The sequence below is a fragment of the Mesorhizobium sp. M2E.F.Ca.ET.209.01.1.1 genome (assembly GCF_004010375.2).
Classification (GTDB): Bacteria; Pseudomonadota; Alphaproteobacteria; order Rhizobiales; family Rhizobiaceae; genus Mesorhizobium.
This window is the reverse complement of the sequence record NZ_SADP02000002.1, coordinates 544,224-568,507: the sequence shown is the minus strand read 5'-3', so window position 1 is coordinate 568,507 and position 24,284 is coordinate 544,224. Positions and strand designations below refer to the sequence as shown.

Sequence of the window (24,284 nt, the reverse complement as noted above, 5' to 3'; positions counted from 1 at the left end):
GCAATCGATTGGCTGGCCGCAAGAGAACCCGGGCGGATAACGCATTGTGATATCCGGTTCCCGACCTTAGATTGGCTGGACCGGCTGATGCGGCCGAGAAGCGAGGAGGAGTAATGGGCGCCGGCGCCTTGACAAGGGATGTCGACCTTCCGAACCCGGACGCCAGGCGTTGGCAGACGCTGGCGGAAAAGGCGCTTGCCGGCGGTTCCTTCGAGGAAAAGCTGGTCTCCCACACCGATGACGGCATCCGCATCGAGCCGCTCAGCCAGCGTTCGACGGCTGCAGAGCCGTTGCTGCGCACAAATCCGACCGCACCCTGGATCGTCAGCCAGCGTGTCGACGACCCGGACATTGCCCGGGCCAGCGCGCAAGCTCTGGAAGACATCGCCCAAGGCGCCACGGGCCTGTCGCTTGTGTTCGAGGGCGCGCCGAATGCCTTCGGCTACGGCCTGCCGCGCACCGCGGAAGCGTTGGAACAGGTGCTCGACGGCGTGCCGCTCAACCGCGTGCAGGTGCGCATCGACGTGCATCCCTGGAGCCGCGCGGTGGCCGACTGGCTGCTCGCCTTCCTGAGCAAACGCCGCTCCGATCCGACCAAGCTCAACCTCTCCTTCGGCATCGACCCGGCGGCGATCTTCGCAGGCACCGGGAGGCTGCGCACCTCGATCGAGGCGCTGCAGGAATCGATGCCGCAGTCGCTGGCGCATTTCTTCTCGATGGGCGTGCCGGGCGTGCTGCTGGAGGCCGACGGCCGCGTCTTCCACAATGCCGGTGCCACCGAGGCGCAGGAGCTCGGCACGATGATGGCCTCCGTCGTGTCCTATCTCAGGATGTTCGAGAAGGCGCGCCAGCCGCTGGTCTATGCAGCACCATATATTGGCTTCGCGCTCAGCGTCGATCAGGACCAGTTCGTGTCGATGGCCAAGGTGCGGGCTTTGCGCAAGCTCTGGGCGCGCATCCAGGAAGCCTGCTCGATCCCGGCCTCGACCGCCAGCATCCATGCCGAGACCTCCTACCGCATGATGACGATGGCCGACCCGGAGACCAACATCCTGCGCACGGCGATCGCGGCCTTCGCGGCGGCAACCGGCGGGGCCGATTCGATCTCGATCCTGCCGCACACGATCGCGCATGGATTGCCCACCGGCTTTGCCCGCCGCATCGCCCGCAACGCCCAGCTCATCATGGCCGAGGAGAGCCATCTCGGCCATGTCGCCGACCCCGCCAGCGGCTCGGGCGCGGTCGAGGCGCTGACGGACGATCTCTGCGCTGCTGCCTGGGAAGAATTCCAGCGCATCGAGGCCGAAGGCGGCGTGCTCGCCAGCCTGCAGCAGGGCTACATCCAGAACCGCGTGCAGACCGCCGCCGCCAAGCGCAACGGCGCCTACCGGTCGGGCGGACGCGGCATTGTCGGCACGACGCTTTACCGCGTCGGCAGGGAGCGCCCTGTCGAGACGCTGCCGCAAGAGCGGCGGCCGGCGCTGACGGAAGGCGTCGCGACCTGCGAGCCGCTGTTTCCCCTGCGCATCGACCAGTCGATCGGAGCCGGATCATGATCCCGGATTTCAGCCGGATCGGCTGGTCGGCGCCACGCCGCGCGCCGGTCGACCTCAAGGGCCAACGGATGACGCCGGAAGGCATCGCCGTAAAGCACCTCTACACGCAGGGCGACCTCAAGGGGCTCGCCAACCTCGACACCTATCCAGGCCTGCCGCCCTTCGTGCGCGGCCCCTACCCCACGATGTATGTCCAGCAGCCGTGGACGATCCGGCAATATGCCGGCTTCTCGACGGCGGAAGAATCCAACGCGTTCTACCGGCGCAATCTCGCGGCCGGCCAGAAAGGCCTGTCGGTCGCTTTCGACCTTGCCACGCATCGCGGCTATGACAGCGACCATCCGCGCGTCGCCGGCGATGTCGGCATGGCCGGCGTGGCGATCGATTCCATCCTCGACATGCGCCAGCTCTTCGACGGCATTCCGCTGGGCGAGATGACCGTGTCGATGACCATGAACGGCGCGGTGCTGCCGATCATGGCGCTGTACATCGTCGCGGCGGAGGAACAGGGCGTCGCGCAAAAGGATCTGGCCGGGACCATTCAGAACGACATTCTGAAGGAGTTCATGGTCCGCAACACCTACATCTATCCGCCGAAGCCATCGATGCGGATCGTGTCGGACATCTTCGCCTACACTTCGCATAACATGCCGAAGTTCAACTCGATCTCGATCTCCGGCTACCACATGCAGGAAGCCGGAGCGACGGCCGACCTCGAGCTTGCCTATACGATCGCAGACGGCATCGAATATGCGCGCGCCGGCGTCGCCGCAGGCCTCGAGATCGACCGCTTCGCGCCGCGGCTTTCGTTCTTCTGGGCGATCGGCATGAACTTCTTCATGGAGGTCGCCAAGCTCAGGGCCGCGCGGCTGCTCTGGTCGAGCCTGATGCAGAAGAACTTTGCGCCGAAGGACGAGCGCTCGCTGTCGCTGCGCACCCATTGCCAGACGTCGGGCTGGTCGCTGACGGCGCAGGACCCCTACAACAACATCACCCGTACGATGATCGAGGCGATGGCCGCCACGCAGGGGCACACCCAGTCGCTGCACACCAACTCCTTCGACGAGGCGATGGCGCTGCCGACCGACCATTCGGCGCGGATCGCCCGCAACACGCAGCTCATCCTACAGAAGGAATCCGGCACCACGCGCATGATCGACCCGTGGGGCGGCTCGGCCTATGTCGAGCGGCTGACGCATGATCTGGCGGCGCGCGCGCTCGCTCATATCGAGGAGGTCGAAAGCCTCGGCGGCATGGCGGCGGCGATCGAGAAAGGCATTCCGAAGCTGCGCATCGAAGAAGCCGCCGCGCGCACCCAGGCGCGTATCGATTCCGGCGAGCAAATTCTGGTCGGCGTTAACGCGCACCGGCCGCAGACGGATATCGAAGTCGATGTGTTGAAGATCGACAATGCCGAGGTCAAGGCCCGGCAATTGGCGAAGCTGCAGCGGCTGAAGGGCACGCGCGATGTGGCGGCCCTGGAAAACGCCCTGGCGGCGCTGACTCGCGCCGCCGAAAGCGGCGAGAACCTGCTCGAATTCGCGATCCGCGCGGCGCGCGCCAACGCCACGGTCGGCGAGATTTCTCTGGCGCTGGAAAAAGTGTTCGGCAGGCATACGGCTGCGGTGCAGACGATCTCCGGCGTCTACCGGGACGCGCTCGGCGACAATCCGGCGCTCGACCCGCTGCAGGAGAAGATCGAGGCGTTCGAGAAGAAATCCGGCGGCAAGCCGCGCATCCTGGTCGCCAAGATGGGCCAGGACGGCCATGACCGCGGCCAGAAGGTGATCGCCAGCGCCTTTGCCGATCTCGGCTTCGACGTCACCGTCGGGCCGATGTTCCAGACGCCGGACGAGATCGCAAAGCTTGCGGTGCAGCACGACGTCGACATCATCGGCGCGTCATCGCTCGCGGCCGGACACCTGACGCTGATCCCCGAACTCAGGGAGGCGCTTAAGAAGCTCGGCCATGGCGACGTGCTGATCGTCGCCGGCGGCGTCATCCCGCCACAGGACTATGATGCGGTGCTGGCAGCGGGCGCGGCGGAGATTTTTCCGCCGGGGACCGTCATCCCGGACGCAGCGAACCGGCTGATGGATCGGTTGCTGGCCGATCAGTGAGGGCTTGCTGATTTGGCTGAAAGGTTGTTCTATGGAAATAGATACAACCATGGCGCGATAATGTTCACGACAATCATCCACGGGCTTGAGGACGGATCTGGGACCTTGCTGCCGCCACGCGAATTGCTTGACAGCTTGGACCTTCAAGTTGGCGATGAGTTCCAGATCGTCGAAACCGACGACGGCCTCATTCTAAGGCCAATCCGCCATGACAACCATGAACGGCAAATGAACGCCGCTCGCGACGTCATGGACAAATACGAAGATGCGCTGCGCAAGCTTTCAACGTTGGCTAACGGCTAGTTCGTCGACACAGTGATTTTGAAGATTGCAGGCTTCAAGGGCAAGGCTATCAACATCCGCTGGGTAGTCAGCGCAGACGTTGGCGATGAGCTGGAGGCTTCTGAACCTCGTCATTCTAGGGCGGAGCAAGGAGCGCAGCGACGCGCGCAGACCCTAGAATCCATTCCGTTACCTGGACCGAAGTGTGCAACGGTGCAGAATTTCTGGACCGCCGCGGCGCTTCCAAGTCACGGCATGGATCCTCGGGTCTGCGCGCGTCGCTTCGCTCCTTGCTCCGCCCGTGGATGACGACCGCGATAGGCGTCTCGGCCAATCGCCAAGGCAGAGGAGCTGCAACGCACACCAACCAACCGGTCAAAACTTCTGTGTTGAGGAACTAGTTCTCAGCCTTGTCCGAGAGCTTGACGATCTCCCATTCCCTGCCGTTCACGGCGGCCACATCGCCGACCTTCTTGCCGAACAGCGCCACGGCCATCGGCGAGACATGGGAAATGCTGCCCTTCGACGGGTCGGCCTCGTCCTCGCCGACGATGCGCCAATGCACCTTCTTGCCGTCGTCGCCTTCCAGCGTGACGCCCATGCCGAAGCGGACCACGTCGCTGCCCGGCTCCGGCACCGAAAGCTCGGCGCTCTCGCGCCGCGCGGTCCAGTAGCGCAGGTCGCGTGAAACAACCGCGAGGCGCTCGCGATCGCCCTTCCTTTCGGCCTTGGCCATTATGTCGCGCAGATCAGCGAGATTCTCCTCGATCATGGCGAGACCACGCTCGGTCACAAGATTGCGATGCGTGCTGACCGGACGCTCGCCGACGCCGGCAATGGCGTTTTCGCTGTCTTCTTCGCGGGTAAAAGCTCTGCTCATACAATGAATTTAGGCTTGGCGAGGCGACTGCACAAGCGGCTTGCCGGTGAGTTCACCCTGGCACGATTCCTGCGATGGACGGGGCGAAACGCCAGGACCTGTGCCGATGTTGAACAGACGAACGCTGCTTGCCCAGGCCGCCGGCTTCGCCGTCGCCGGCGTCTGTGCCGGCAAGGCAGCGGCGAAATCGCTGCCCGGCATAGAGATGGCCGCGATGCGCGGCTCGATCGACGCCACCGAGATCGGCGTGCAGCCGGGCGCGGTCGACGACCAGAGCAAGGTTTTCGCCAAGATGCTGGCCGAGGCCAGCGACCGCGACCAGCCGGTGTTCCTGCCGCCCGGCACCTATGTCGTCTCGAACCTCAAGCTGCCTGCCCGCGTGCGCCTGTCGGGCGTGCCCGGCGCGACGCGCATCGTCTATGGCGGCAACGGCCATCTGATGATGGCCGAGCAGGCCGAGCATATCGAGCTCAGCGGCCTCGTCTTCGACGGCGCCAACCGCTGGCTGGCCGACTACACGCAAGGGCTGCTTGACCTGCGCCGCGTCGGCCATCTTGTCATCGACAATTGCCAAGTGACCGGAAGCGGCAAGAACGGGTTGGCGCTCGAACATGCCGCCGGCCGTGTCGGCCGCTCGGACATTTCGGGCGCGGCGGATGCCGGCATCTATTCGGTCGAGGCCGGCGGGCTGGAGATTTCCGGCAACAGCGTTTCCGATTGCGCCAATGGCGGCATCCTGGTGCATCGCTGGCAGGCGGCGGAGGACGGCACCATCGTCAGCGGCAACCGCGTCCAGAGGATCGGCGCGCGCAGCGGCGGCACCGGCCAGAACGGCAACGGCATCAACGCCTTCCGTGCCGGCAATGTGATCATCTCGGGCAATGTCGTCTCCGACTGCGCTTTCACCGCGATCCGCGCCAACAGCGCGAGCAATGTGCAGATCACCGGCAATACCTGCTCGCGCTCGGGCGAGACCGGGATCTATTCGGAGTTCTCCTTCGAAGGCGCGATCTTGAGCAATAACCTCGTCGACGGCGCCGCCAACGGCATCTCGATCGTCAATTTCAACGAGGGCGGCCGCATGGCGGTCTGCTCGAACAACATCGTGCGCAATCTCACGACGGTTGGTCCCTACGCGGCCGACCCGCCCGGCTTCGGCGTCGGCATCAGCGCCGAAGCCGACGCCACGGTTTCAGGCAATGTGGTCGAGAACGCGCCGCTTTACGGCATGCAGCTCGGCTGGGGGCCGTATCTGCGCAATGTCGTGGCGAGCGGCAACATCATCCGGCAGGCGGGCACCGGCATTGTCGTTTCGGTCGTCGAAGGCGCCGGGACCGCGGTCATCTCGGACAATGTCATCGACGGCGCGAGAAACGGCGCCATCATCGGTCAGCGCTGGGCCGATCCGGTGACCGGCGACCTCGCGAAGGCAAGCGACAGCGGCTATGCGCATCTGACCGTCGAGCGCAACAAGGTGAGCTAAGCAACGGCCACGATAATGTGCGCCTGGATCTTGGCGGCAACCGCGCCGCGGCCGTGCCTCTCGGCGATCGCGGCTTCCGCATAGTCGGTCGCGGATGCCAAGCTCCCGGCCCCCCTCGCCTCGATCTCGTTGCGAAGCAGCGTGCCCTGGCAATAGGCAACGGCCGGAACGCGCGGCGAGGATGCGCGGCTCTGCTCGGCCCTGGTGTCGATCGCCACATCGCAGAATCCGGCGGCAGCCAGATCGCTGCGGATGAGGTCCTTGTCGTGATAGCCGTGCGGCGTGCGCGCCAGGAAACGCGGCGGATCGTGCGAAAAGATCCTGGCCAGGGCATTCGTCACGTCGTCCGCGAATATGTTCTCCTCGATGCGATCCCAGACACTGAACAGGAAGTGCCCGCCGGGCTTCAGGACGCGCTTTGCCTCGCGATAGGCGGCGGGGCGATCGGGAAAGAACATCGCGCCGAACTGGCAGCAGACGAGGTCGAAGGTCGCATCCTCGAAAGGCAGCTTCAGGGCGTCGGCCTGGAGCCAGGTGATGCGGCTGTCGAGCCCCTGGCGCGATGCCGCATAATCGAGCATTGGCTGGTTCAGATCGGTTACGGTGTAGGTGGCATCGGCAGAGAGTTTCGGCGCCAAAGCGCGGGTGACGGCCCCGGTGCCGGCGGCGGTTTCCAGAACGGCTAAGGGTGAGAAGGACGCCACCCGTCGTGCGGTCTCGGCGGCATAAGCCTCGAAAATCAGCGGCACCATATGGCGATCGTAGTTCTCCGGGATCGACCCGGCAAACACCTTGTCCACTTCCAGCATGGCCAGCACCCGGCGCCCGTTAATAGGGAGAAAGCTAGCACATAATTTTTGTCTCGGCTTACCCGCACGGCATATCGGTGCCGGTTAAACCTCGCTAGCTGAGCGCCGCTGTCGGCCGCAACAAGCCTACCTTCGCGCCGATGCGGCTTTCGACCGGGGGACGCGCGAGTTGAGCGAGCTTTGCCGCGACCGCTTCATCGGCGCGCAGCAGCTTTGCCAGCACCGCGGCGATCATCACCTCCGCCGCCCTGCCGGCGCCGTCGTCGCATTTCATGGCAATGCCGAGGCCGAGTTCGGGCAATGCCGCGCAATAGACGCCTTCGGCGCCGGTCTTGACGAAGATGCGGCCGGGTGCTGCCTGCATCAGCGCGACATCGGCCTTGCCGGTGCCGGCGACCAGGAACGGCTCGGCCATGCAAGCCGAAAGCAGCCGCTTTGCCGCCTTGGCGCGCTCGGGCGCAAAGCCCGTGCCCGTCGCCATGCGGGCAAAGCCCTGCGCGAAGCTTTTCAGCGGCACGGCGTAGGTCGGGATCGAACAGCCGTCAGTCGCGCTATTGTCGGCGTTGTGGGCGGCTCCGGTGACGGATTGCATGGCGTCGCGCACCATTTCCTGCTGGGCGTGTCCGTCTTTGACATAGCCCTGATGGGCTATACCCGCATGCACGCATGTGCAGAGGAAGCCGGCATGCTTGCCGGAACAGTTGTTGTGCAAAGCGCTCGGCACAGCGCCGGCCCGGGCAAGCGCGATGGTGGCCTCATGGTTGGGCCAATGGGCGCCGCATTCCAGCGCCGTCTTGTCGAGTCCTGCCTTGGCGAGCATCGCCGAGGCCAGCTCGACATGGGCGGGCTCGCCCGAATGCGAGGCGCACGCCAGCGCCAGTTCGCGATTGCCGAAGCCGTAGGCATCGGCGGCACCCGATTCGACCAGCGGCAGCGCCTGGATCGCCTTCACCGCGGAGCGCGGAAAAACCGGACGGTCCGTGTCGCCGATCTCCCAGACGGGCTTGCCGTCGGCGTCGAAGACCGAAACCGCGCCGCGATGCCTGCTTTCGACCACCGCGCCGCGCGTGACTTCGACCAGAACCGGATTGGACATGTTGCCTCCCGCACGCGCCCTGGGGCGCTTTTAATGCGGGCCGCTTCTACCTGATGCGGTCGAGAATGGAAACGTAATTGGCGACGGCAGCACCCCCCATGTTGAAGATGCCGCCGAGCTTCGCACCCGGCACCTGGATGCCGCCGGCTTCACCGGTCAACTGCATGGCGGTGAGCACATGCATCGAGACCCCGGTGGCGCCGATCGGATGGCCCTTGGCCTTCAGGCCGCCCGACGGATTGACCGGAAGGCGGCCATCCTTGGCCGTCGTGCCGTCCAGCGCCAGCCTGGCGCCCTCGCCGGGTTTGGCCAGGCCCATCGCTTCGTATTCGATCAATTCGGCGATGGTGAAGCAGTCATGCGTCTCGACGAAGGACAGATCGTCGAGCGTGACGCCGGCCTTCTTCAGCGCCTGGTTCCAGGCGTGCTCGCAACCCTCGAAGGCGAGGATGTCGCGCTTCGACATCGGCAGGAAGTCCTGGACATGCTCGTTGGCGCGGAAGGTGACGGCACGGCGCATCCTCAGCGCTGTCGCGGTGTCGGTGAGCACAAGAGCGGCCGCGCCATCCGAGACCAGCGAGCAATCGGTGCGCTTCAGCGGACCGGCGACGAACGGGTTCTTCTCGCTTTCCTGGCGGCAGAACTCATAGCCGAAATCCTTGCGCATCTGGGCATAGGGATTGTCGACGCCGTTCTTGTGGTTCTTGGCGGCGATCATGGCCAGCGCATCCGACTGGTCGCCATAGCGCTGGAAGTAGGCCTGAGCGATCTTGCCGAAGACGCCGGCAAAGCCGGCCGGCGTGTCGCCGTCTTCCGGCAGGTAGGATGCCTTGAGCAGGTTCTTGCCGATCTCGGGACCGGGCGTCGTCGTCATCTGCTCGGCGCCGACCACCAGCACCACGCGGGCGGCATTGGCGTCGATGGCGCGGATGCCTTGCCGGACCGCGGCCGAGCCGGTGGCGCAGGCATTCTCGACGCGCGTCGCCGGCTTGAAGCGCAGCCGGTCGTCGGCCTGCAGCACGAGGCTCGCTGTGAAATCCTGCGGCGAGAAGCCGGCGTTGAAATGGCCAAGCACGATCTCGTCGACATCGTCCGGGCCGATTCCGGCATGGTCGAGCGCCTCGACGGCGACCTTGGTGATCAGGCCCTCGAGCGTCTCGCCTTCGAGCTTGCCGAAGCGCGAATGCGCCCAGCCGACGATGCATGCGGTCATGGCAGCCTCCATTTGTGCGCAGCGTAGCATGATCGCGCGCGGCACGTGACTCAATATTGTTCAACAGTGAACCGTTTTCCAGCCCATGCCATGGGCCAGAACGACACGATCGGTTGATCCCGGTGTCGATTTTTTATTGATTGACGCGTCAATAAAAAATAATCTCGGCTCGAACCGGACCCCAAAAATGCCGAAAATCGGAATGGAACCCGTGCGCCGCAAGGCGCTGATCGACGCGACGATCTCTGCGATCGGCGAGCGCGGATCGCTGGACGTGACGATGTCGGAGATCGCCGGCCGGGCCGGCGTGTCGTCGGCGCTGGCGCATCACTATTTCGGCGCCAAGGACGAGCTGCTGTTCGCGACGATGCGGCACATCCTGACGGAGCTCAACATCGACACCAGGCGCGCGCTTCACACCGCCGGCACAGCGCGTGAGCGCGTCTCGTTCGTGGTCGCGGTCAGCTTCTCCGACGATCAGTTCCAGGCCGAGATCATCGCCGCCTGGCTCGCCTTCTATGTCGAGGCGCAGAAATCGACCGAGCTGCGGCGGCTGCTGCGCATCTATGCGCGGCGGCTGCATTCGAACCTGATGAGCGGGCTGACCGGCATCCTGCCCCGGACAGAGGCCGACCGCGTGGCGGAAGCGACCGCGGCGCTGATCGACGGGCTCTACATCCGCCGCGCGCTGAAGGACGGCGTGCCGGACGCGCAGACTGCGATCGCGCTCGTGGAAGACTATCTCGAAACCAAGCTCAACGGACGGAGCCTGCCTTGACCTCCCGGCGACCCAATTTCCTGATCGTCATGGTCGATCAGCTAAACGGCACGCTCTTTCCCGATGGACCGGCCGACTTCCTGCACGTGCCGCATCTGAAGGCGCTGGCCGCCCACTCGGCGCGCTTCGCCAACAACTATACCGCCTCGCCTCTCTGCGCGCCTGGCCGCGCCTCCTTCATGAGCGGGCAATTGCCGTCGCGAACAGGTGTCTACGACAACGCCGCCGAGTTCGTGTCCTCGATCCCGACTTTTGCTCATCACCTGCGGTCCGCCGGCTACTACACCTGTCTGTCGGGCAAGATGCATTTCGTCGGGCCGGACCAGCTGCACGGCTTCGAGGAGCGGCTGACCACCGATATCTATCCGGCCGATTTCGGCTGGACGCCGGACTACCGCAAGCCCGGCGAGCGCATCGACTGGTGGTACCACAATCTGGGTTCGGTGACCGGCGCCGGCGTCGCCGAGACCACCAACCAGATGGAATATGACGATGAGGTCACCTTCCTAGCCTCGCAGAAGCTCTACCAGCTCTCGCGGGAGCAGGACGATCCGGGCCGCCGGCCGTGGTGCCTGACCGTCTCGCTGTCGCACCCGCATGATCCCTATGTCGCGCGCAAGCAGTACTGGGATCTCTACGAGACCTGCCAGGCGCTCGATCCGGAAACGCCGTTCATTGCGCATGACGAGCAGGATACGCATTCGCAGCGTCTCTACCGCGCCAGCGATTATCAATCCTTCGAGATCACGCCCGAGCAGGTGCGACGTTCGCGGCGTGGCTACTTCGCCAACATTTCCTATGTCGACGAGAAGCTCGGCGAGCTTCTGGACGTTCTCAAGCGCACCCGCATGCTCGACGGCACCATCATCCTGTTCTGCTCGGATCACGGCGACATGCTGGGCGAGCGTGGCCTGTGGTTCAAGATGAGCTTCTTCGAGGGTTCCGCGCGCGTGCCGCTGATGATCGCCGGCAAAGGCGTGCCGGCCGGGCTGATCAAGGCGCCGGTCTCTAACCTCGACGTCACACCGACGCTCTGCGACCTCGCCGGCATCGACATCGCGGCAATCGCACCTTGGACCGACGGCCAGTCGCTGCTGCCTCTGCTCGACGGCAAGGCGCGCACGGCGCCGGTGTTGATCGAGTATGCGGCGGAAGGCTCCTACGCGCCGCTGGTCGCCATCCGCGACGGCAAATACAAGTTCGTCCATTGCGAGTTGGATGCCCCGCAACTGTTCGATCTCGAAGCCGATCCGCTCGAGCGCGACAACCTCGCAGACGATCCGGCGAACGCCGATCTGGTCTCGGCCTTCATGGACAAGGTCCGCGCCCGCTGGGACATGGCCAGCTTCGACGCCGCCGTGCGCGAAAGCCAGGCGCGCCGCTGGGTCGTCTACCCGGCGCTGCGCAACGGCGCCTACTACCCGTGGGATTTCCAGCCGCTGCAGAAGGCGTCGGAGCGCTACATGCGCAATCACATGAACCTCGACAATCTCGAAGAGAGCAAACGGTATCCGAGAGGCGAATGATGGCAGACATTCTCGTCCCTACCCTTGATCATCTGAAGCACGCCTATGCCGTCACCTCGACGGCGACGCAGGTGACGCCGCTCTTGGAGTCGGCGGCTTTAGCCAGGGAAACCGGCGCCGCGCGCGTCTTCGTCAAGCCGGAGTCGCTGCAGTGGGCCGGCTCCTTCAAAGTGCGCGGCGCCTATTGGCGGCTGAACCGGCTTTCGCCGGATGAAGCGAAAAAGGGCGTGGTCGCCTACTCCTCCGGCAATTTCGCGCAGGGGCTGGCGGCCGCCGGACAGGCGCTGGGTATTCCGGTCACCATCGTCATGCCGATCGACGCGCCCGCCGCCAAGCGCGACGCGACGGCCGGTTATGGCGCGCGCGTGGTGCTGACCGACCATGGCGACCGCGCCCGCGAGGAGGTCGCCGCCGCCAAGGCGCGCGAGATCGCCGAGACCGAGCACCTCACCTTGCTGCATCCTTTCGACGATCCCGAGATCGTCGCCGGCCAGGCCGGCGCGGGGCTTGAAGCGCTCGAGCAGCTCGCGGCGAAGAAGGCGCACGCCGACCTGGTGTTCTGTTCGGTCGGCGGCGGCGGGCTGATCGGCGGCGTTTCGCTTGCCTTCCACTATCTGTCGCCCAAGACCGAGATCATCGCTGTCGAGCCGGAGGGTTTCAACGGCATGGGCTCATCGCTGGCGCATGGCGCGATCGAGACGATGCCGATCGGGCCGAAATCGATCTGCGACGGGCTGATGGCGCGCAAGCCCGGCGACGCGCCCTTCGCCGCGGTGAGCACCGCCGGCGTGCGCGGCGTCACCGTCGACGACGCCTCGGTGCGGCGGGCGATGAAGATCGCCTTCGAGCGGATGAAGCTGGTGCTGGAGCCTTCGGGCGCGGCGTCGCTGGCCGCCCTTCTCGGCGGCAAGGTGGATGTGGTGGGAAAAACCGTCCTCGTGGTTGCAACCGGCGGCAATGTCTCGCTCGCCGATTTTATGGCGCATATGAACAATGCTTGAAGCGGATTTCGTCATCATCGGCTCCGGCTCCGCCGGCTCGGCCATGGCCTACCGGCTGTCGGAGGACGGCAATCACTCGGTGATCGTCATCGAGTTCGGCGGCACCGATATGGGGCCGCTGATCCAGATGCCGTCGGCGCTGTCGATCCCGCTCAATATGAGCCTTTACGACTGGGGTTTTGCCAGCGAGCCGGAGCCGCATCTCGGCGGTCGCGTGCTGGCGACGCCGCGCGGCAAGGTGATCGGCGGCTCGTCCTCGATCAACGGCATGGTCTATGTGCGCGGCCATGCGCATGACTTCGACCATTGGGCGGAACAGGGCGCGGCCGGCTGGGGCTTCGCCGACGTACTTCCCTACTTCAAGCGCATGGAGGATTGCGACGGCGGCGAGGATGGCTGGCGGGGCCACGGCGGACCATTGCATGTGCAGCGCGGCACACGGAAGAATCCGCTCTACGGCGCCTTCGTCGAGGCGGGCCGCCAAGCCGGATTCGAACTCACCGACGACTATAACGGCTCCAAGCAGGAGGGCTTCGGGCCGATGGAGCAGACCATTCTTGGCGGCCGCCGCTGGTCGGCGGCGAACGCCTATCTGAAGCCGGCTCTGAAACGCAAGAATGTGAGTCTGGTCAAAGGCTTCGCCCGGCGCGTGGTGATCGAGAATCAACGCGCGGTCGGCGTCGAGATCGAAGCTAACAAAAAGATTCAGGTCGTTAAGGCGCGGCGTGAAGTGATCGTCGCGGCATCGTCGATCAACTCGCCGAAGATCCTGATGTTATCCGGCATCGGCCCAGGCGCGCATCTGCAGGAGAACGGCATAAAGGTGATCGCTGACCGGCCGGGCGTCGGCGCCAATCTGCAGGACCATCTGGAGCTCTATATCCAACAGGAATCGACCAGGCCGATCACACTGAACTCGGTGCTCAATCCTTTCTCCAAGGCATTGATCGGCGCCCAGTGGCTGTTCTTCAAGACCGGGCTGGGCGCCACCAACCACTTCGAGGCGGCCGCCTTCGTGCGTTCGCAGGCCGGCGTCGACTACCCCGATATCCAATATCACTTCATCCCCGCGGCGGTGCGCTATGACGGCAAGGCGGCGGCGAAGGCGCACGGCTTCCAGGCGCATGTCGGGCCGATGCGCTCGAAGTCGCGCGGCTCCGTGACGCTGCGCTCGCCCGACGCCCGCGCCAAGCCGGTGATCCGCTTCAACTACATGTCGCATCCGGACGACTGGAGCGAGTTCCGCCACTGCATCCGGCTGACGCGCGAGATTTTCGGGCAGAGGGCTTTCGACGGCTTTCGCGGCAAGGAGATTTCGCCGGGCTCTCATGTGCAGACCGACGACGAGCTCGACGCCTTCATCCGAGACCATGCCGAGAGCGCCTACCATCCCTGCGGCACCTGCCGGATGGGACGCGCCGACGATTTGACCGCCGTTGTCGATCCCGAATGCCGGGTGATCGGCGTCGAAGGACTGCGCGTCGCCGACTCCTCGATCTTCCCGCGTGTGACCAACGGCAATCTCAACGCGCCGTCGATCATGACCGGCGAAAAAGCGTCCGACCACATTCTCGGCCGCACGCCGCTGGCGCCATCCAACCAGGAACCCTGGATCAATCCGCGCTGGCAGGTGGCGGACCGATAGGGCATTGTCGGGCTGACCGCCCTCCCGGCGAACAGACTTGGAGAAAGCCATGCGCGCCCAGCCGACCGCATCGCACTATGTCAACGGTCGCTATATCGAGGATGTGGGCGGCACGCCGCTGCCGGTGATCTATCCGGCAACCGGCGAGACCATCGCCACCCTGCATTCGGCGACGCCGAACGTGCTGGAGCTGGCGATCGAGGCGGCCCGCTCCGCGCAGCCGGCATGGGCGCGGCTGAAGCCTGTCGAGCGCGGCCGCATCCTGCGCCGCGCCGCCGACATTTTGCGCGCGCGCAATGCCGACCTCGCCCGCATCGAAACGCTGGACACTGGCAAGGCGATCCAGGAGACGCTGGTGGCGGACGCGCCGTCGGCCGCGGATTGCCTCGAATATTTCGCCGGAGCGGTCGCCGCCTTCAACGGCGAGATGATCGATCTCGGCGGACCTTTCGCCTACACGCGCCGCGAGCCGCTCGGCGTCTGCGTCGGCATCGGCGCCTGGAACTATCCGATCCAGATCGCCGGCTGGAAATCGGCGCCGGCTTTGGCCATGGGCAACGCCATGGTGTTCAAGCCGTCTGAGAACACGCCGCTGTCGGCGCTGGCGCTGGCCGAGATCTACTCGGAAGCCGGACTGCCGGACGGGTTGTTCAATGTTGTGCAGGGCTATGGCGATGTCGGCGCCGGCCTCGTCGGCCATGATGTGGTGGCAAAGGTTTCGGTGACCGGCTCGGTGCCGACCGGCCGAAAGGTGCTGTCGCTTGCCGGCTCCAAGATGAAGCACGCGACCATGGAGCTCGGCGGCAAGTCGCCGCTGATCGTCTTCGACGACGCCGATCTCGAAAACGCCATCGGCGGCGCCATGCTCGGCAATTTTTACTCCAGCGGCCAGATCTGCTCCAACGGCACGCGCGTCTTCGTGCAGAAAGGCCTGCACGACCGCTTCGTCGAGCGGCTGGTCGAGCGCACCAAGACGATCCGCATCGGCGATCCGCTCGATCCGGAAACGCAGATGGGGCCGCTGGTCAACAGGCTGCAGCAGGAGAAGGTCGTCTCCTACATCGAAGCCGGCAAGCAGGACGGCGCGAGCCTCGCCTGCGGCGGCAATACACCGTCGCTGCAGGGGTTCGAGGGCGGTTTCTTCATCGAGCCGACCGTGTTCACCAATGTCACCGATACGATGCGCATCGCGCGCGAAGAGATCTTCGGACCGGTGATGAGCGTCTTGAAGTTCGACAGCGAGGACGAGGTGATCGAGCGCGCCAACGACACCGAATTCGGACTGGCGGCCGGCGTGTTCACCCGCGATCTGCCACGCGCGCATCGGGTGATCGCCGAGCTGCAGGCCGGCACCTGCTGGATCAACGCCTACAATCTTACGCCCGTGGAAATGCCCTTCGGCGGCGTCAAGCAGTCCGGCATCGGCCGCGAGAATTCGCTGGCCGCGCTGGCGCATTATTCGCAGCTCAAGGCGGTCTATGTCGAGACGGGTGACGTGGCGGCGCCTTATTGATGTCGCGATCCGCCCTGGCAGATCATCGCGTTGTTCTCCTTGCCCTGGTTTGCCATAAGCTTGCCGGCGCGCCGAAGGCAAAGGAGACCAAGATGGCTGGTGAAGCCAAGGACAAGCGACCAGTCGTCTTGCCGCTGCTGCTCGGCTTCAACGGCGGCTATGTCGACACGATGGGTTTCCTGGCGCTGCAGGGGCTGTTTACCGCGCATGTCACCGGCAACTTCGTGACGCTCGGCGCCTCCCTGGCGCTCGGCACGTCGGGCGCCCTGGCGAAACTGCTTGCGCTGCCGGTCTTTTGCGCAGTTGTCATCCTCAGCCGGCTGTTGTCGAACGCGCTGAGACACCGGGAGGCGCCGGTATTTGTTACCTGCTGTCGATCAAGCTCGTATTATTGATCGCGGCGGCCGTTTTGGCGGTCCGGCTCGGGCCTTTCCCGGATGGCGACCATTGGGCCGCCATCGTGACGGGAATGATACTGGTTTCGGCCATGGCGGTGCAGAACGCCGCGCATCGCGTCTATCTCCCCAGCCTGCCGCCGTCGACGTTGATGACGGGCACCACCACCCAGATCATGCTGGATCTGGCCGACCTGGTCTACGGGTCGTCCGCCGAAGACACCGCCGCGTCACGGGCACGCCTCGCGCGGATGTCGGGCGTGGTGGCCGTCTTCGCTCTCGGATGCGGAACGGCGGCGGCTCTCCATGTGCAGATCGGTGTCTGGTCATTCGCCGCGCCGCCGGTCGTCGCGATGCTGTCGCTGATCGTCCGCGGGACCGCGACGCGGTGACGACGATGCTTGGTCAGGCCGAGCCGGAAACGGCTCACCCCTTCTGCGCCGTCCCGTCCAGATACTGCGTCAGCGCATAGACCAGATGGTAGAAGATGCTGGCCGGCACCTCGGTCGCCAGTGAGCGGCCGCGCTCGTCGATGCGATCGATCCAGAGGCCGAGCGGCGCCGGATCGATATGCCAGCGGAACAGGCGACCGACGCGCGCCTCGATCTCGGGCTTGAGGTCCGGCCCGCCCGACCCGTCCAGCGCGATCGCCGCCTTGATCGCCTCGGCCTGCGGCCAGCCGCGCGAGACCGTATCCAGCGGCAGCCCCTGGCGCGAGACCGCGCCATAGGCAAGACCGGTGGAGCGGTTGAGGCCATTGGCAATGGCCGAGGCATAAAGCTTGCGGGCGAAAGCGGTGAGTTCGCTCTGGCCGCTGCGGGCGGCGAAATCGACCAGCAGGGAGGCCCATTCGAAATGATGGCCAGGCTCGGTCCAGTTCCCCTTCTCGCCCGCTGCCGGCTTCCAGCCCTTGTCGAAATACTCGCCGATCGTCCAGCTTTCGGCATCGAAGAAATGACTGCGGAAGAGGTCGATGATGCGCGCGGCGCGGCGCAGATAAGCGCGCTCGCCCGTCGCCTTGTGCCAAGCGAGGAAGGCCTCGAGCAGGTGCATATGTGGGTTGGAGCGCCGCTCCTCCGCCCCGTCGGAGGTTTCCAGAAAACCGGTCATGCGGCTGTCTTCCAGATGCGCGTCTAGGAAGGCAAACGTCTCCTCGCCGAGCCGCAACGCGTCGGGATGGCCCGAAATGTGGGCGTGCGCCAGCGCCAGAAGTACGCAGGAATGATCGTACGCATCCTCGACAGGATCGGCGACCGAGCCATCGATGTTGAGCGTGCGGACCCAGCCGCCGCGCTTCGTTCGGCCCTGCCCGGCCATGAAGTCGATGCCGTGGGCGATCAGCCTGTCCGCCGGACCGTCCCAGCCACGCTCCTTGGCCACCGCGAAGGCGTAGACCTGGCGCGCCTGCGTGCGCATTCGCTTGGGTTTCATCAACGGCGCGGCGTCGAAGCCGAGCGCTTCGTGGAAGCCGCCATGGCGCTCATCGACGCCGACCGTCGACCACAGCGGCAGCGTCTCCTCGAACAGCCAGTGGCGCACGCGCCGCCGCCAGGCGCCGCTCTCGATGACGCGATCATGCGCCGGCGTGAATCTCGTCTCCAGCCGGCCGGATTTCTCCAGCTGCTCGACGATCTTCTTGACGTGCTGGCTGTGGCTGACCGGCGCGACGAAGGTGGCGTCGGCCGTCGAAACGATAGCGACATCCTTCATGCCGATCGCCGACAGCAGGCGTCCATCGCCGCGGATATAGGAGTTTTCGCAATCGATGGCGACGACATCGCCGAGGATGACGTTGCCGTCCTTGTCGGACGGGCCGACATCGAGCAGCGACTGCCAGGAACCGAGGTCGTTCCAGCGGAAGCCGGCCGGCACCATGGCGATGTCCCTGGCGCGCTCCATGATAGCATAGTCGATCGAGGTCGACGGTATGGCCGAGTAGAGCTCCAGCGGCATGTAAAGGCCCGAAAGATCGCTGGTTGCCGCGTTGTAGGCGGCCTCAGTCGCCTGCCAGATCCCTGGCTCGAAAGCGGCGAAGGCATCGCGCATGGCCCGGGCGCGGAACAGGAAGATGCCGGTGTTCCAGTAGAAATTGCCGGCACCGAGATATGTCTGGGCCGTGCCGAGATCCGGCTTCTCGACGAAGCGCGAGACGTCGAACACGCCGGCCCTGTCCGCCCCGACCTCGATATAGCCGTAGCCGGTCTCGGGCTGAGTCGGCTTGAGGCCGAACACAACGAGCCGGCCGGCATTTGCCGCGGCCGCGCCAGCCTCTATGCTTTGCCAGAACTGGCGAGGCGTGGATATCTCATGATCCGACGGCACCACCAGCACAAGCTCGTCGCCATATTCGGAGAGCGTGCGCAGGCTGGCCAGCGCGACGACGGCGGCCGTGTTGCGGCCCGTCGGCTCGAACAGCGGCCCGCCGCCCTTGAGATCGATGCCGGCAAGGTCGGCATGGACGCGCTCGGCGTGGCGCTCCGCGGCGATCAGGAAGATCGGCGTCTCGTCGTCCGGCCGCGCCGCCAGCCGACGCAGCGTCCTGGCCAGCATCGAGCCATCGCCGGAAAAATCGTGAAACTGCTTGGGGTTGTCCTCGCGCGACAGCGGCCACAGCCGCGACCCTACGCCGCCACTCATGACGAAACTGACGATGCGCTGAGGCAAGATTCGGAACTCCAGGCGGCTGCGGGACCCGTTTTAGCGGGGTCATGGTCGGTCGCACAAGGCTGGAACTCGCCTCTCACGAACTGCCTCGACCCGCTGCCGGCCCAACCGGCGCGACGAAAGCCGACGAAATGCGACAGAAGTGCTGCCATTGCCGCTTGCAGTATCGAAAAGCGGCGGCTATAAGCCCGCCGTCTGGTCACGGAGTGTAGCGCAGTCTGGTAGCGCACCTCGTTCGGGACGAGGGGGTCGCAGGTTCAAATCCTGCCACTCCGACCAGAAAAAACAAGCACTTGGCTTTTCCCGAAATCAATCGTCACCGTAACTCTCCGGCAGATGGTGCCGTAGTTCCATCGCGTCGTGAAGAACGCGGCCAATTCCGATGACCTGAAGTGTCGTCCGGTAGAGCAAGAAACGGCGCGGTCGTAGCACGATGCCATGTTCGGTCCGCGCGCGATCCCGACTGTAGCGCAGGTGACAGCTGCGGATATTGTTTCCCAACTCCGCACGGACGGTGCTGCCCACCCGCTCTGGATCGGCGGCTATGTCGCGCAGAGCCACGATCAACAGCCGTTCGTGCCGGACACGCGCGACGTCACCGAAATTGACTTCCGTGTAGGCGAGTATCTGAACGATGTCTTCCTTCGCGGCCCCGGAAAGCCGGTATGGGGCCATGGTCTTACAGGCCGGCTTTTTTCGCGCGTGCGCTTGCCTGTTGTCCCAGGCCGCTAATGAATTCTTCGAGGTCGTCTTCGGCAATGTCCTCGAAGCGACCTTGTTCGATGTCGTGGAAGCCGATATTGGCAGCCTCCCTGAGTGCCGCGAGCTTCGCCGTCTCCCTCGCCTCGCGCTGCTCGACCAGCCGCAAGCCGTCACGCAACACCTCGCTTGCGTTCTGATAACGCCCGGTTTTCACCAGCCGATCGATCACTTCTTCGAGGTGTTCCGTCAGCACAACATTGCGTGTCGGCATCGCGATATCAGCTCCAATTCAACAGGCATGATACAGGCATATAGCATATTATGCCAACAGCAGGGTGAGCACGACGGGCTGATCTTCGGAAACAGAATCGTGCGACAATGCTCGACAATGGTCTCTCACTTTGGCCTAATGGCAACCGCTTTGCTCGGGATGCGTGGGACTACAGGACGGCGAACCAGGGTCGAGAGTATGAAGTTCACGCCGACGGGCATTCTACCCATACTCGTATTCCTCCTGTCCACGGCAGGCTGCTCGTCGACCACCGCTTCGATCAGTCCGGCGAAATACGACAAGATGAACTGCGCCGAGCTCAACAATGCGGTGGGCGACACCGCCACGGATATTTCGCGCACCGCAATCGCCCGCGGCAAGGTCGCCAGCACCAGCGTGCCGAACTGGCTGCTCGGCGGCGAACGTGTGAAGACGGTGGTTGCCAATCGCGAAAGCGCTCGGATCGAACGGCTGCAGCAACAGCAGCAGGCGATCGTCACAGCCAGAAAGCAACGGTGCCCCTCCGCGCAGTGAGCCGGCGCCCCGTCGGGCTCGCCGGCCTCAAGCGCTGACGCGGAATCGTGTCGAGTCGATCGCCGCGTTCATCAGCGTCTGCGTGTAGGCCTCGCGCGGATTGTCGAAGATCTCCTGCGTCGGGCCTTCCTCGACGATCTTTCCCTGCTTCATGACGATGATGTAATCGGCCATGGCGCGCACCACCGCGAGGTCGTGGCTGATGAACAGGTAGGACAGCTCGTGGTCGGCCTGCAGCTTACGCAGCAGTTCCACGATCTGCTTCTGCACCGAGCGGTCGAGCGCCGAGGTCGGCTCGTCCAGCACCACCACCTTTGGCTTCAGGATCATGGCGCGGGCAATGGCGATGCGCTGGCGCTGGCCGCCGGAGAATTCGTGCGGGTAGCGATTGCGAGCGTTGGGATCGAGGCCAACCTCGCGCAGCGCCTCGACAGCGCGCTGGTCGCGCTGCTTGCCGGTTAGCGAGGGCTCATGCACCAAGAGGCCTTCGGTGATCACCTGGCCGACCGTCATGCGCGGCGACAGGGAACCGAACGGATCCTGGAAGACGAGCTGCAATTCGCGCCTGAGCGGCCGCATCGCCTGGCGGTCGGCCTCTGAGATGTCGCGGTCGCCGAAGCGGATGACGCCGTCGCTGGGCAAGAGCCTGAGCAGCGCGCGGCCAAGCGTGGACTTGCCTGAACCGGACTCGCCGACGATGCCGATGGTCTGGTTGCGCTTCAGCCGGACCGAGATCTTGTCCACCGCGCGCAGCATCAGCGGCTCGCCGCCAAGGAAGCCGCCGCCGATCTTGAAGACGACCTCGACATTGCGGCCCTCGAGCAATACCGGCGAATTGGCCGGCGGCGCTGCCTTGCTGCCGGTCGGCTCGGCTGCGAGCAGCATTTTGGTGTAGGGGTGCTTCGGATTGGCAAAGAGCGCTTCCGCTGCGCCCTCCTCCACCACCTCGCCCTGGCGCATGACATAGACCCGGTCGGCGAAACGGCGCACGATGCCGAGGTCGTGGGTGATGAAGACGATCGCCATGCCGAGCTTGCGCTGCAGTTCGGCAAGCAGCATCAGGATCTGCGCCTGGATGGTGACGTCGAGCGCCGTGGTCGGCTCGTCGGCGATCAGGATGTCGGGATCGTTGGCCAAAGCCATGGCGATCATGACGCGCTGCCGCTGGCCGCCCGACATTTCGTGCGGGTAGGATTTCATGCGCCGCTCGGGATCGGGAATGTGCACCAGCCGCAAAAGCTTCAGCGCTTCGTCGCGCGCCGCCGGTCCAGAGAGCCCGCGGTGGCGGCGGATCGGCTCCATCAACTGGTTGCCGATGGTGTAGAGCGGGTCGAGCGAGGTCATCGGCTCCTGGAAGATCATGCTGATCTTGCGGCCGCGCACCTTGTTGAGCTCGCTCTTCGACATGGCCAGAAGGTTCTGGCCGCGATAGTCGACCTGGCCGCTCGCCTCACCGTTGGAGGACAAGAGGTTCATCGCCGCCATCATCGTCTGGCTCTTGCCGGAGCCGGACTCGCCGACGACGGCGACCGTCTCGCCGGCATTGACCTGGATGCTGATGCCTTTGACGGCCTCTACGGTGCCGTCGAGGGTCTGGAAGCGGACGCGCAGGTCCTTGACGCTGAGGATCGTTTCGGTTGGCATGTCAGCGGTCCTTCGGGTCAAGCGCGTCGCGCAGTCCGTCGCCGACGAAATTGAGGGCAAACAGCGTCGAGACAAGGAAGAAGGCCGGGAACAGGAGCAGCCAGTTGGCGTAGCCGATGTTCTTGGCGCCGACCGAGATCAGCACGCCCCAGCTGGTCATCGGCTCCTGCACGCCGAGGCCGAGGAAGGAGAGGAAGCTCTCCAGGATGATGACCTGCGGCACCAAGAGCGTCATGTAGATGACGACCGGGCCAAGCAGATTGGGGATCACATGGCGCAGCAGAATGCCGCGCTGGCCGACGCCCATCGCTTCCGCCGCCTGGACATATTCCTGCCTGCGGATCGACAGCGCCTGCCCGCGCACGATGCGTGCCATGTCGAGCCACAGCACGGCGCCGACCGCTAAAAACATCAGCACGAAGTTGCGGCCGAAGAACACGACCAGCATGATGACGAAGAAGATGAAGGGCAGCGAATAGAGCACGTCGACGATGCGCATCATCACCTCGTCGACCCTGCCGCCGGCAAAGCCGGCCGTCGCGCCGTAGATGACGCCGATGACGCCGGCGACGACGCCGGCAAGCAGGCCGATGGCGAGCGAAATGCGGCCGGCCATCAGCGTGCGCGAGAGCAGGTCGCGGCCGGTGTTGTCGGTGCCGAAGAAGAAATATTGCTGCTTCACGGCCGAGCTCATCGTCACTTCGCGGCCGTCGGGCGACTTGTTTTCGATCCTGGTGTCGTCAAAGGCGTCGGAACGGTCGAGATAGCGGATGTTGCGGTCGTCGATCGGCTTGGTCGAGGTGACGGTGACGATGACGCGATTGCCGTCCTGGTGCCATTCCTTGATGTCGGCGCGCATGCGCTTGATGGCATCGGTGAGCGCGCCCTGGATCATGTCGGGCTTCGGATAGGCCGACAGGCTCGGCGGCATGCGCACATAGTCGCCGTAGATGGTGGTGTATTCATGCGGCACGACCATTGGGCCGAACACGCTGATGACGGAGATGAAGGCCAGATAGTAGAGGCTGAACATGGCGGCGCGGTTGCGCTTCAGCCGCGCCCAGGCGTTGCCCCAGAGCGAGCGGCCGGCGATAGGCTCGGGCACGGCGACGGCGAGATCAGTCATAGCGCACCCTCGGATCAACGACCGCATAGAGAAGATCGACGATCAGGTTGAAGACGATGGTGAAGAGCGCGATCACCACCACGGTTCCCATGACCAGCGTGTAGTCGCGGTTAAGCGCTGCGTCGACGAAGTAGCGGCCGACCCCGGGGATGGAGAAGATGGTCTCGACAATGATCGAGCCGGTGAGCAGGGCTGCGGCTGCGGGACCGGTGAAGGAGACGATCGGCAGCACGGCGCCGCGCAGCGCGTGCTTGACCACCACCGACCAGTCGGAGAGGCCGAGCGCGCGGGCGGTGCGGATATGGTGCGAGCGCAGGCTCTCGATCATAGAGCCGCGCATCAGGCGCGCGACGATGGCGATCTGCGGCAAGGCGAGCGTCAGCACCGGGCCGACCTTGTTGATCAAGGCGCCGTCGCCCCAGCCGCCGATCGGCAAAAGCTTCCAGGACAGCCCGAAGACAAGCTGGATCACCGGCGCGATGACGAAGGTCGGGATGGTGCTGCCGGCGGTGGCCAAGGCGATCACCGAATAGTCGGCAAGCTTGTTCTGGTTGAGCGCCGCGATGGTGCCCAGAATGGAACCGAGAAGCAGCGCCAGCACCAATGCCGACGTGCCGAGCTGAACGGAGATCGGCAGGCCCTTGGCGAAAAGTTCGGTGACGGTGAAATCCGGCAGGTTGTAGCTCGGGCCGAAACTGCCGCGCAAAAGATTGCCGAGATAGTGGACATATTGCAGCCAGAGCGGATCGTTGAGGCCGAACTGGGCTTCAAGATTGGCCCTGATCTCGGGGCTCAGCCCCCGCTCCTGGTTGAACGGGCCGCCAGGCGCGACGCGGATTAGGAAGAACGCCACCGTCACGATGACGAACAGCGTCGGGATGGCGGTCAACAGCCGCCGGAAGACATAACGCAGCATCGGCGCCCCGCTTCAGCCAGGGCGACGGCTCTCCAGACGAGATCGTGGCGCGCTGGCATCTCTGATCTTCGCACCGGGGCACTCGAAAATCCAACCCGACTTTCGGCCCGGCACGACGACAGACCGTGAC

20 protein-coding genes, 1 tRNA gene and 1 pseudogene are annotated in these 24,284 nt (G+C 64.9%); 12 read left to right on the top strand and 10 right to left on the bottom strand.

What is annotated here, in order from left to right; genetic code table 11:
- Positions 1-113 precede the first annotated feature (113 nt).
- The 3 genes from EN852_RS06110 to EN852_RS06100 are packed head-to-tail and all read left to right on the top strand — an operon-like array spanning position 114 to position 3,979.
- Positions 114-1,556: a methylmalonyl-CoA mutase subunit beta gene (locus EN852_RS06110; protein ID WP_127875364.1), complete on the top strand. Its 1,443-nt coding sequence runs from the start codon at positions 114-116 to the stop codon at positions 1,554-1,556.
- Positions 1,553-3,676 (top strand): methylmalonyl-CoA mutase, encoded by a 2,124-nt coding sequence (gene scpA, locus EN852_RS06105; protein WP_127875365.1) that lies wholly within the window; start codon positions 1,553-1,555, stop codon positions 3,674-3,676. Before EN852_RS06110 ends, scpA begins: the two co-directional genes overlap by 4 nt.
- Positions 3,677-3,736: 60 nt before the next feature.
- Positions 3,737-3,979: an AbrB/MazE/SpoVT family DNA-binding domain-containing protein gene (locus tag EN852_RS06100; RefSeq protein ID WP_127875366.1), complete on the top strand. Its 243-nt coding sequence runs from the start codon at positions 3,737-3,739 to the stop codon at positions 3,977-3,979.
- A gap of 376 nt (positions 3,980-4,355) precedes the next feature.
- Here EN852_RS06100 and greA read toward each other — a convergent pair whose 3' ends face one another.
- A complete protein-coding gene (gene greA / locus EN852_RS06095; RefSeq protein WP_127875367.1) occupies positions 4,356-4,838 on the bottom strand; it encodes a transcription elongation factor GreA in 483 nt (160 codons plus the stop codon).
- A gap of 106 nt (positions 4,839-4,944) precedes the next feature.
- On the opposite strand from greA, the gene EN852_RS06090 reads away from it, so the two are divergent.
- Positions 4,945-6,321, top strand: coding sequence for a TIGR03808 family TAT-translocated repetitive protein (locus EN852_RS06090; RefSeq protein WP_127875368.1), 1,377 nt, complete (start codon positions 4,945-4,947; stop codon positions 6,319-6,321).
- Here the strand turns inward: EN852_RS06090 and EN852_RS06085 are convergent.
- The 3 genes from EN852_RS06085 to EN852_RS06075 all read right to left on the bottom strand — a co-directional run bounded on the left by EN852_RS06085 (position 6,318) and on the right by EN852_RS06075 (position 9,439).
- Positions 6,318-7,130 (bottom strand): methyltransferase domain-containing protein, encoded by an 813-nt coding sequence (locus EN852_RS06085; protein WP_127875369.1) that lies wholly within the window; start codon positions 7,128-7,130, stop codon positions 6,318-6,320. The genes EN852_RS06090 and EN852_RS06085 overlap by 4 nt on opposite strands.
- A gap of 94 nt (positions 7,131-7,224) precedes the next feature.
- A complete protein-coding gene (locus EN852_RS06080) occupies positions 7,225-8,226 on the bottom strand; it encodes an asparaginase (RefSeq protein ID WP_127875370.1) in 1,002 nt (333 codons plus the stop codon).
- 46 nt (positions 8,227-8,272) lie between these two features.
- A complete protein-coding gene (locus EN852_RS06075) occupies positions 8,273-9,439 on the bottom strand; it encodes an acetyl-CoA acetyltransferase (RefSeq protein WP_127875371.1) in 1,167 nt (388 codons plus the stop codon).
- A 187-nt stretch (positions 9,440-9,626) separates the two neighbouring features.
- Here EN852_RS06075 and betI point away from each other — a divergent pair, with 187 nt between their 5' ends.
- The 6 genes and pseudogenes from betI to EN852_RS06045 all read left to right on the top strand — a co-directional run bounded on the left by betI (position 9,627) and on the right by EN852_RS06045 (position 16,689).
- Entirely contained in the window at positions 9,627-10,217 is a 591-nt protein-coding gene (gene betI, locus EN852_RS06070; protein ID WP_127875372.1) for a transcriptional regulator BetI, read from the top strand.
- Complete coding sequence (gene betC, locus EN852_RS06065) at positions 10,214-11,743, top strand: choline-sulfatase (protein ID WP_127875373.1); 1,530 nt, start codon at positions 10,214-10,216, stop codon at positions 11,741-11,743. The genes betI and betC overlap by 4 nt, the downstream gene beginning before the upstream one ends.
- Positions 11,740-12,744, top strand: a complete 1,005-nt coding sequence (locus tag EN852_RS06060; RefSeq protein WP_189545736.1) for a threonine/serine dehydratase — start codon at positions 11,740-11,742, stop codon at positions 12,742-12,744. The genes betC and EN852_RS06060 overlap by 4 nt, the downstream gene beginning before the upstream one ends.
- Positions 12,737-14,389, top strand: a complete 1,653-nt coding sequence (gene betA, locus EN852_RS06055; RefSeq protein ID WP_127875374.1) for a choline dehydrogenase — start codon at positions 12,737-12,739, stop codon at positions 14,387-14,389. The genes EN852_RS06060 and betA overlap by 8 nt, the downstream gene beginning before the upstream one ends.
- Positions 14,390-14,438: 49 nt before the next feature.
- A complete protein-coding gene (gene betB, locus EN852_RS06050; RefSeq protein WP_127875375.1) occupies positions 14,439-15,902 on the top strand; it encodes a betaine-aldehyde dehydrogenase in 1,464 nt (487 codons plus the stop codon).
- Between the two features lie 92 nt (positions 15,903-15,994).
- Positions 15,995-16,689, top strand: a pseudogene (locus EN852_RS06045) (YoaK family protein).
- A gap of 34 nt (positions 16,690-16,723) precedes the next feature.
- Here the strand turns inward: EN852_RS06045 and EN852_RS06040 are convergent.
- Positions 16,724-18,961 carry an AGE family epimerase/isomerase gene (locus EN852_RS06040; protein WP_127875376.1) on the bottom strand — a complete coding sequence of 746 codons (2,238 nt, stop codon included), beginning with the start codon at positions 18,959-18,961 and terminating at the stop codon, positions 16,724-16,726.
- A 202-nt stretch (positions 18,962-19,163) separates the two neighbouring features.
- On the opposite strand from EN852_RS06040, the gene EN852_RS06035 reads away from it, so the two are divergent.
- Positions 19,164-19,240 (top strand) — tRNA-Pro (locus EN852_RS06035).
- A 30-nt stretch (positions 19,241-19,270) separates the two neighbouring features.
- Here the strand turns inward: EN852_RS06035 and EN852_RS06030 are convergent.
- Both EN852_RS06030 and EN852_RS06025 read right to left on the bottom strand, forming a co-directional pair.
- On the bottom strand, positions 19,271-19,636 hold the full coding sequence (locus EN852_RS06030) for a type II toxin-antitoxin system RelE/ParE family toxin (protein WP_127875377.1): 366 nt from the start codon (positions 19,634-19,636) through the stop codon (positions 19,271-19,273).
- 4 nt (positions 19,637-19,640) lie between these two features.
- Positions 19,641-19,934, bottom strand: coding sequence for a type II toxin-antitoxin system ParD family antitoxin (locus EN852_RS06025; RefSeq protein WP_127875378.1), 294 nt, complete (start codon positions 19,932-19,934; stop codon positions 19,641-19,643).
- A gap of 198 nt (positions 19,935-20,132) precedes the next feature.
- On the opposite strand from EN852_RS06025, the gene EN852_RS06020 reads away from it, so the two are divergent.
- Entirely contained in the window at positions 20,133-20,468 is a 336-nt protein-coding gene (locus tag EN852_RS06020) for a hypothetical protein (RefSeq protein WP_127867147.1), read from the top strand.
- 27 nt (positions 20,469-20,495) lie between these two features.
- On the opposite strand, the gene EN852_RS06015 is transcribed toward EN852_RS06020, so the two are convergent.
- Genes EN852_RS06015 through EN852_RS06005 form a run of 3 tightly spaced genes read right to left on the bottom strand, consistent with a single transcriptional unit; the run spans position 20,496 to position 24,154 of the window.
- Positions 20,496-22,112 carry an ABC transporter ATP-binding protein gene (locus EN852_RS06015; protein WP_127875379.1) on the bottom strand — a complete coding sequence of 539 codons (1,617 nt, stop codon included), beginning with the start codon at positions 22,110-22,112 and terminating at the stop codon, positions 20,496-20,498.
- Position 22,113: 1 nt separating this feature from the next.
- Positions 22,114-23,238, bottom strand: coding sequence for an ABC transporter permease subunit (locus tag EN852_RS06010; RefSeq protein ID WP_127867145.1), 1,125 nt, complete (start codon positions 23,236-23,238; stop codon positions 22,114-22,116).
- Positions 23,231-24,154, bottom strand: a complete 924-nt coding sequence (locus EN852_RS06005) for an ABC transporter permease subunit (protein WP_127867144.1) — start codon at positions 24,152-24,154, stop codon at positions 23,231-23,233. The genes EN852_RS06010 and EN852_RS06005 overlap by 8 nt, the downstream gene beginning before the upstream one ends.
- Positions 24,155-24,284: the final 130 nt, after the last annotated feature.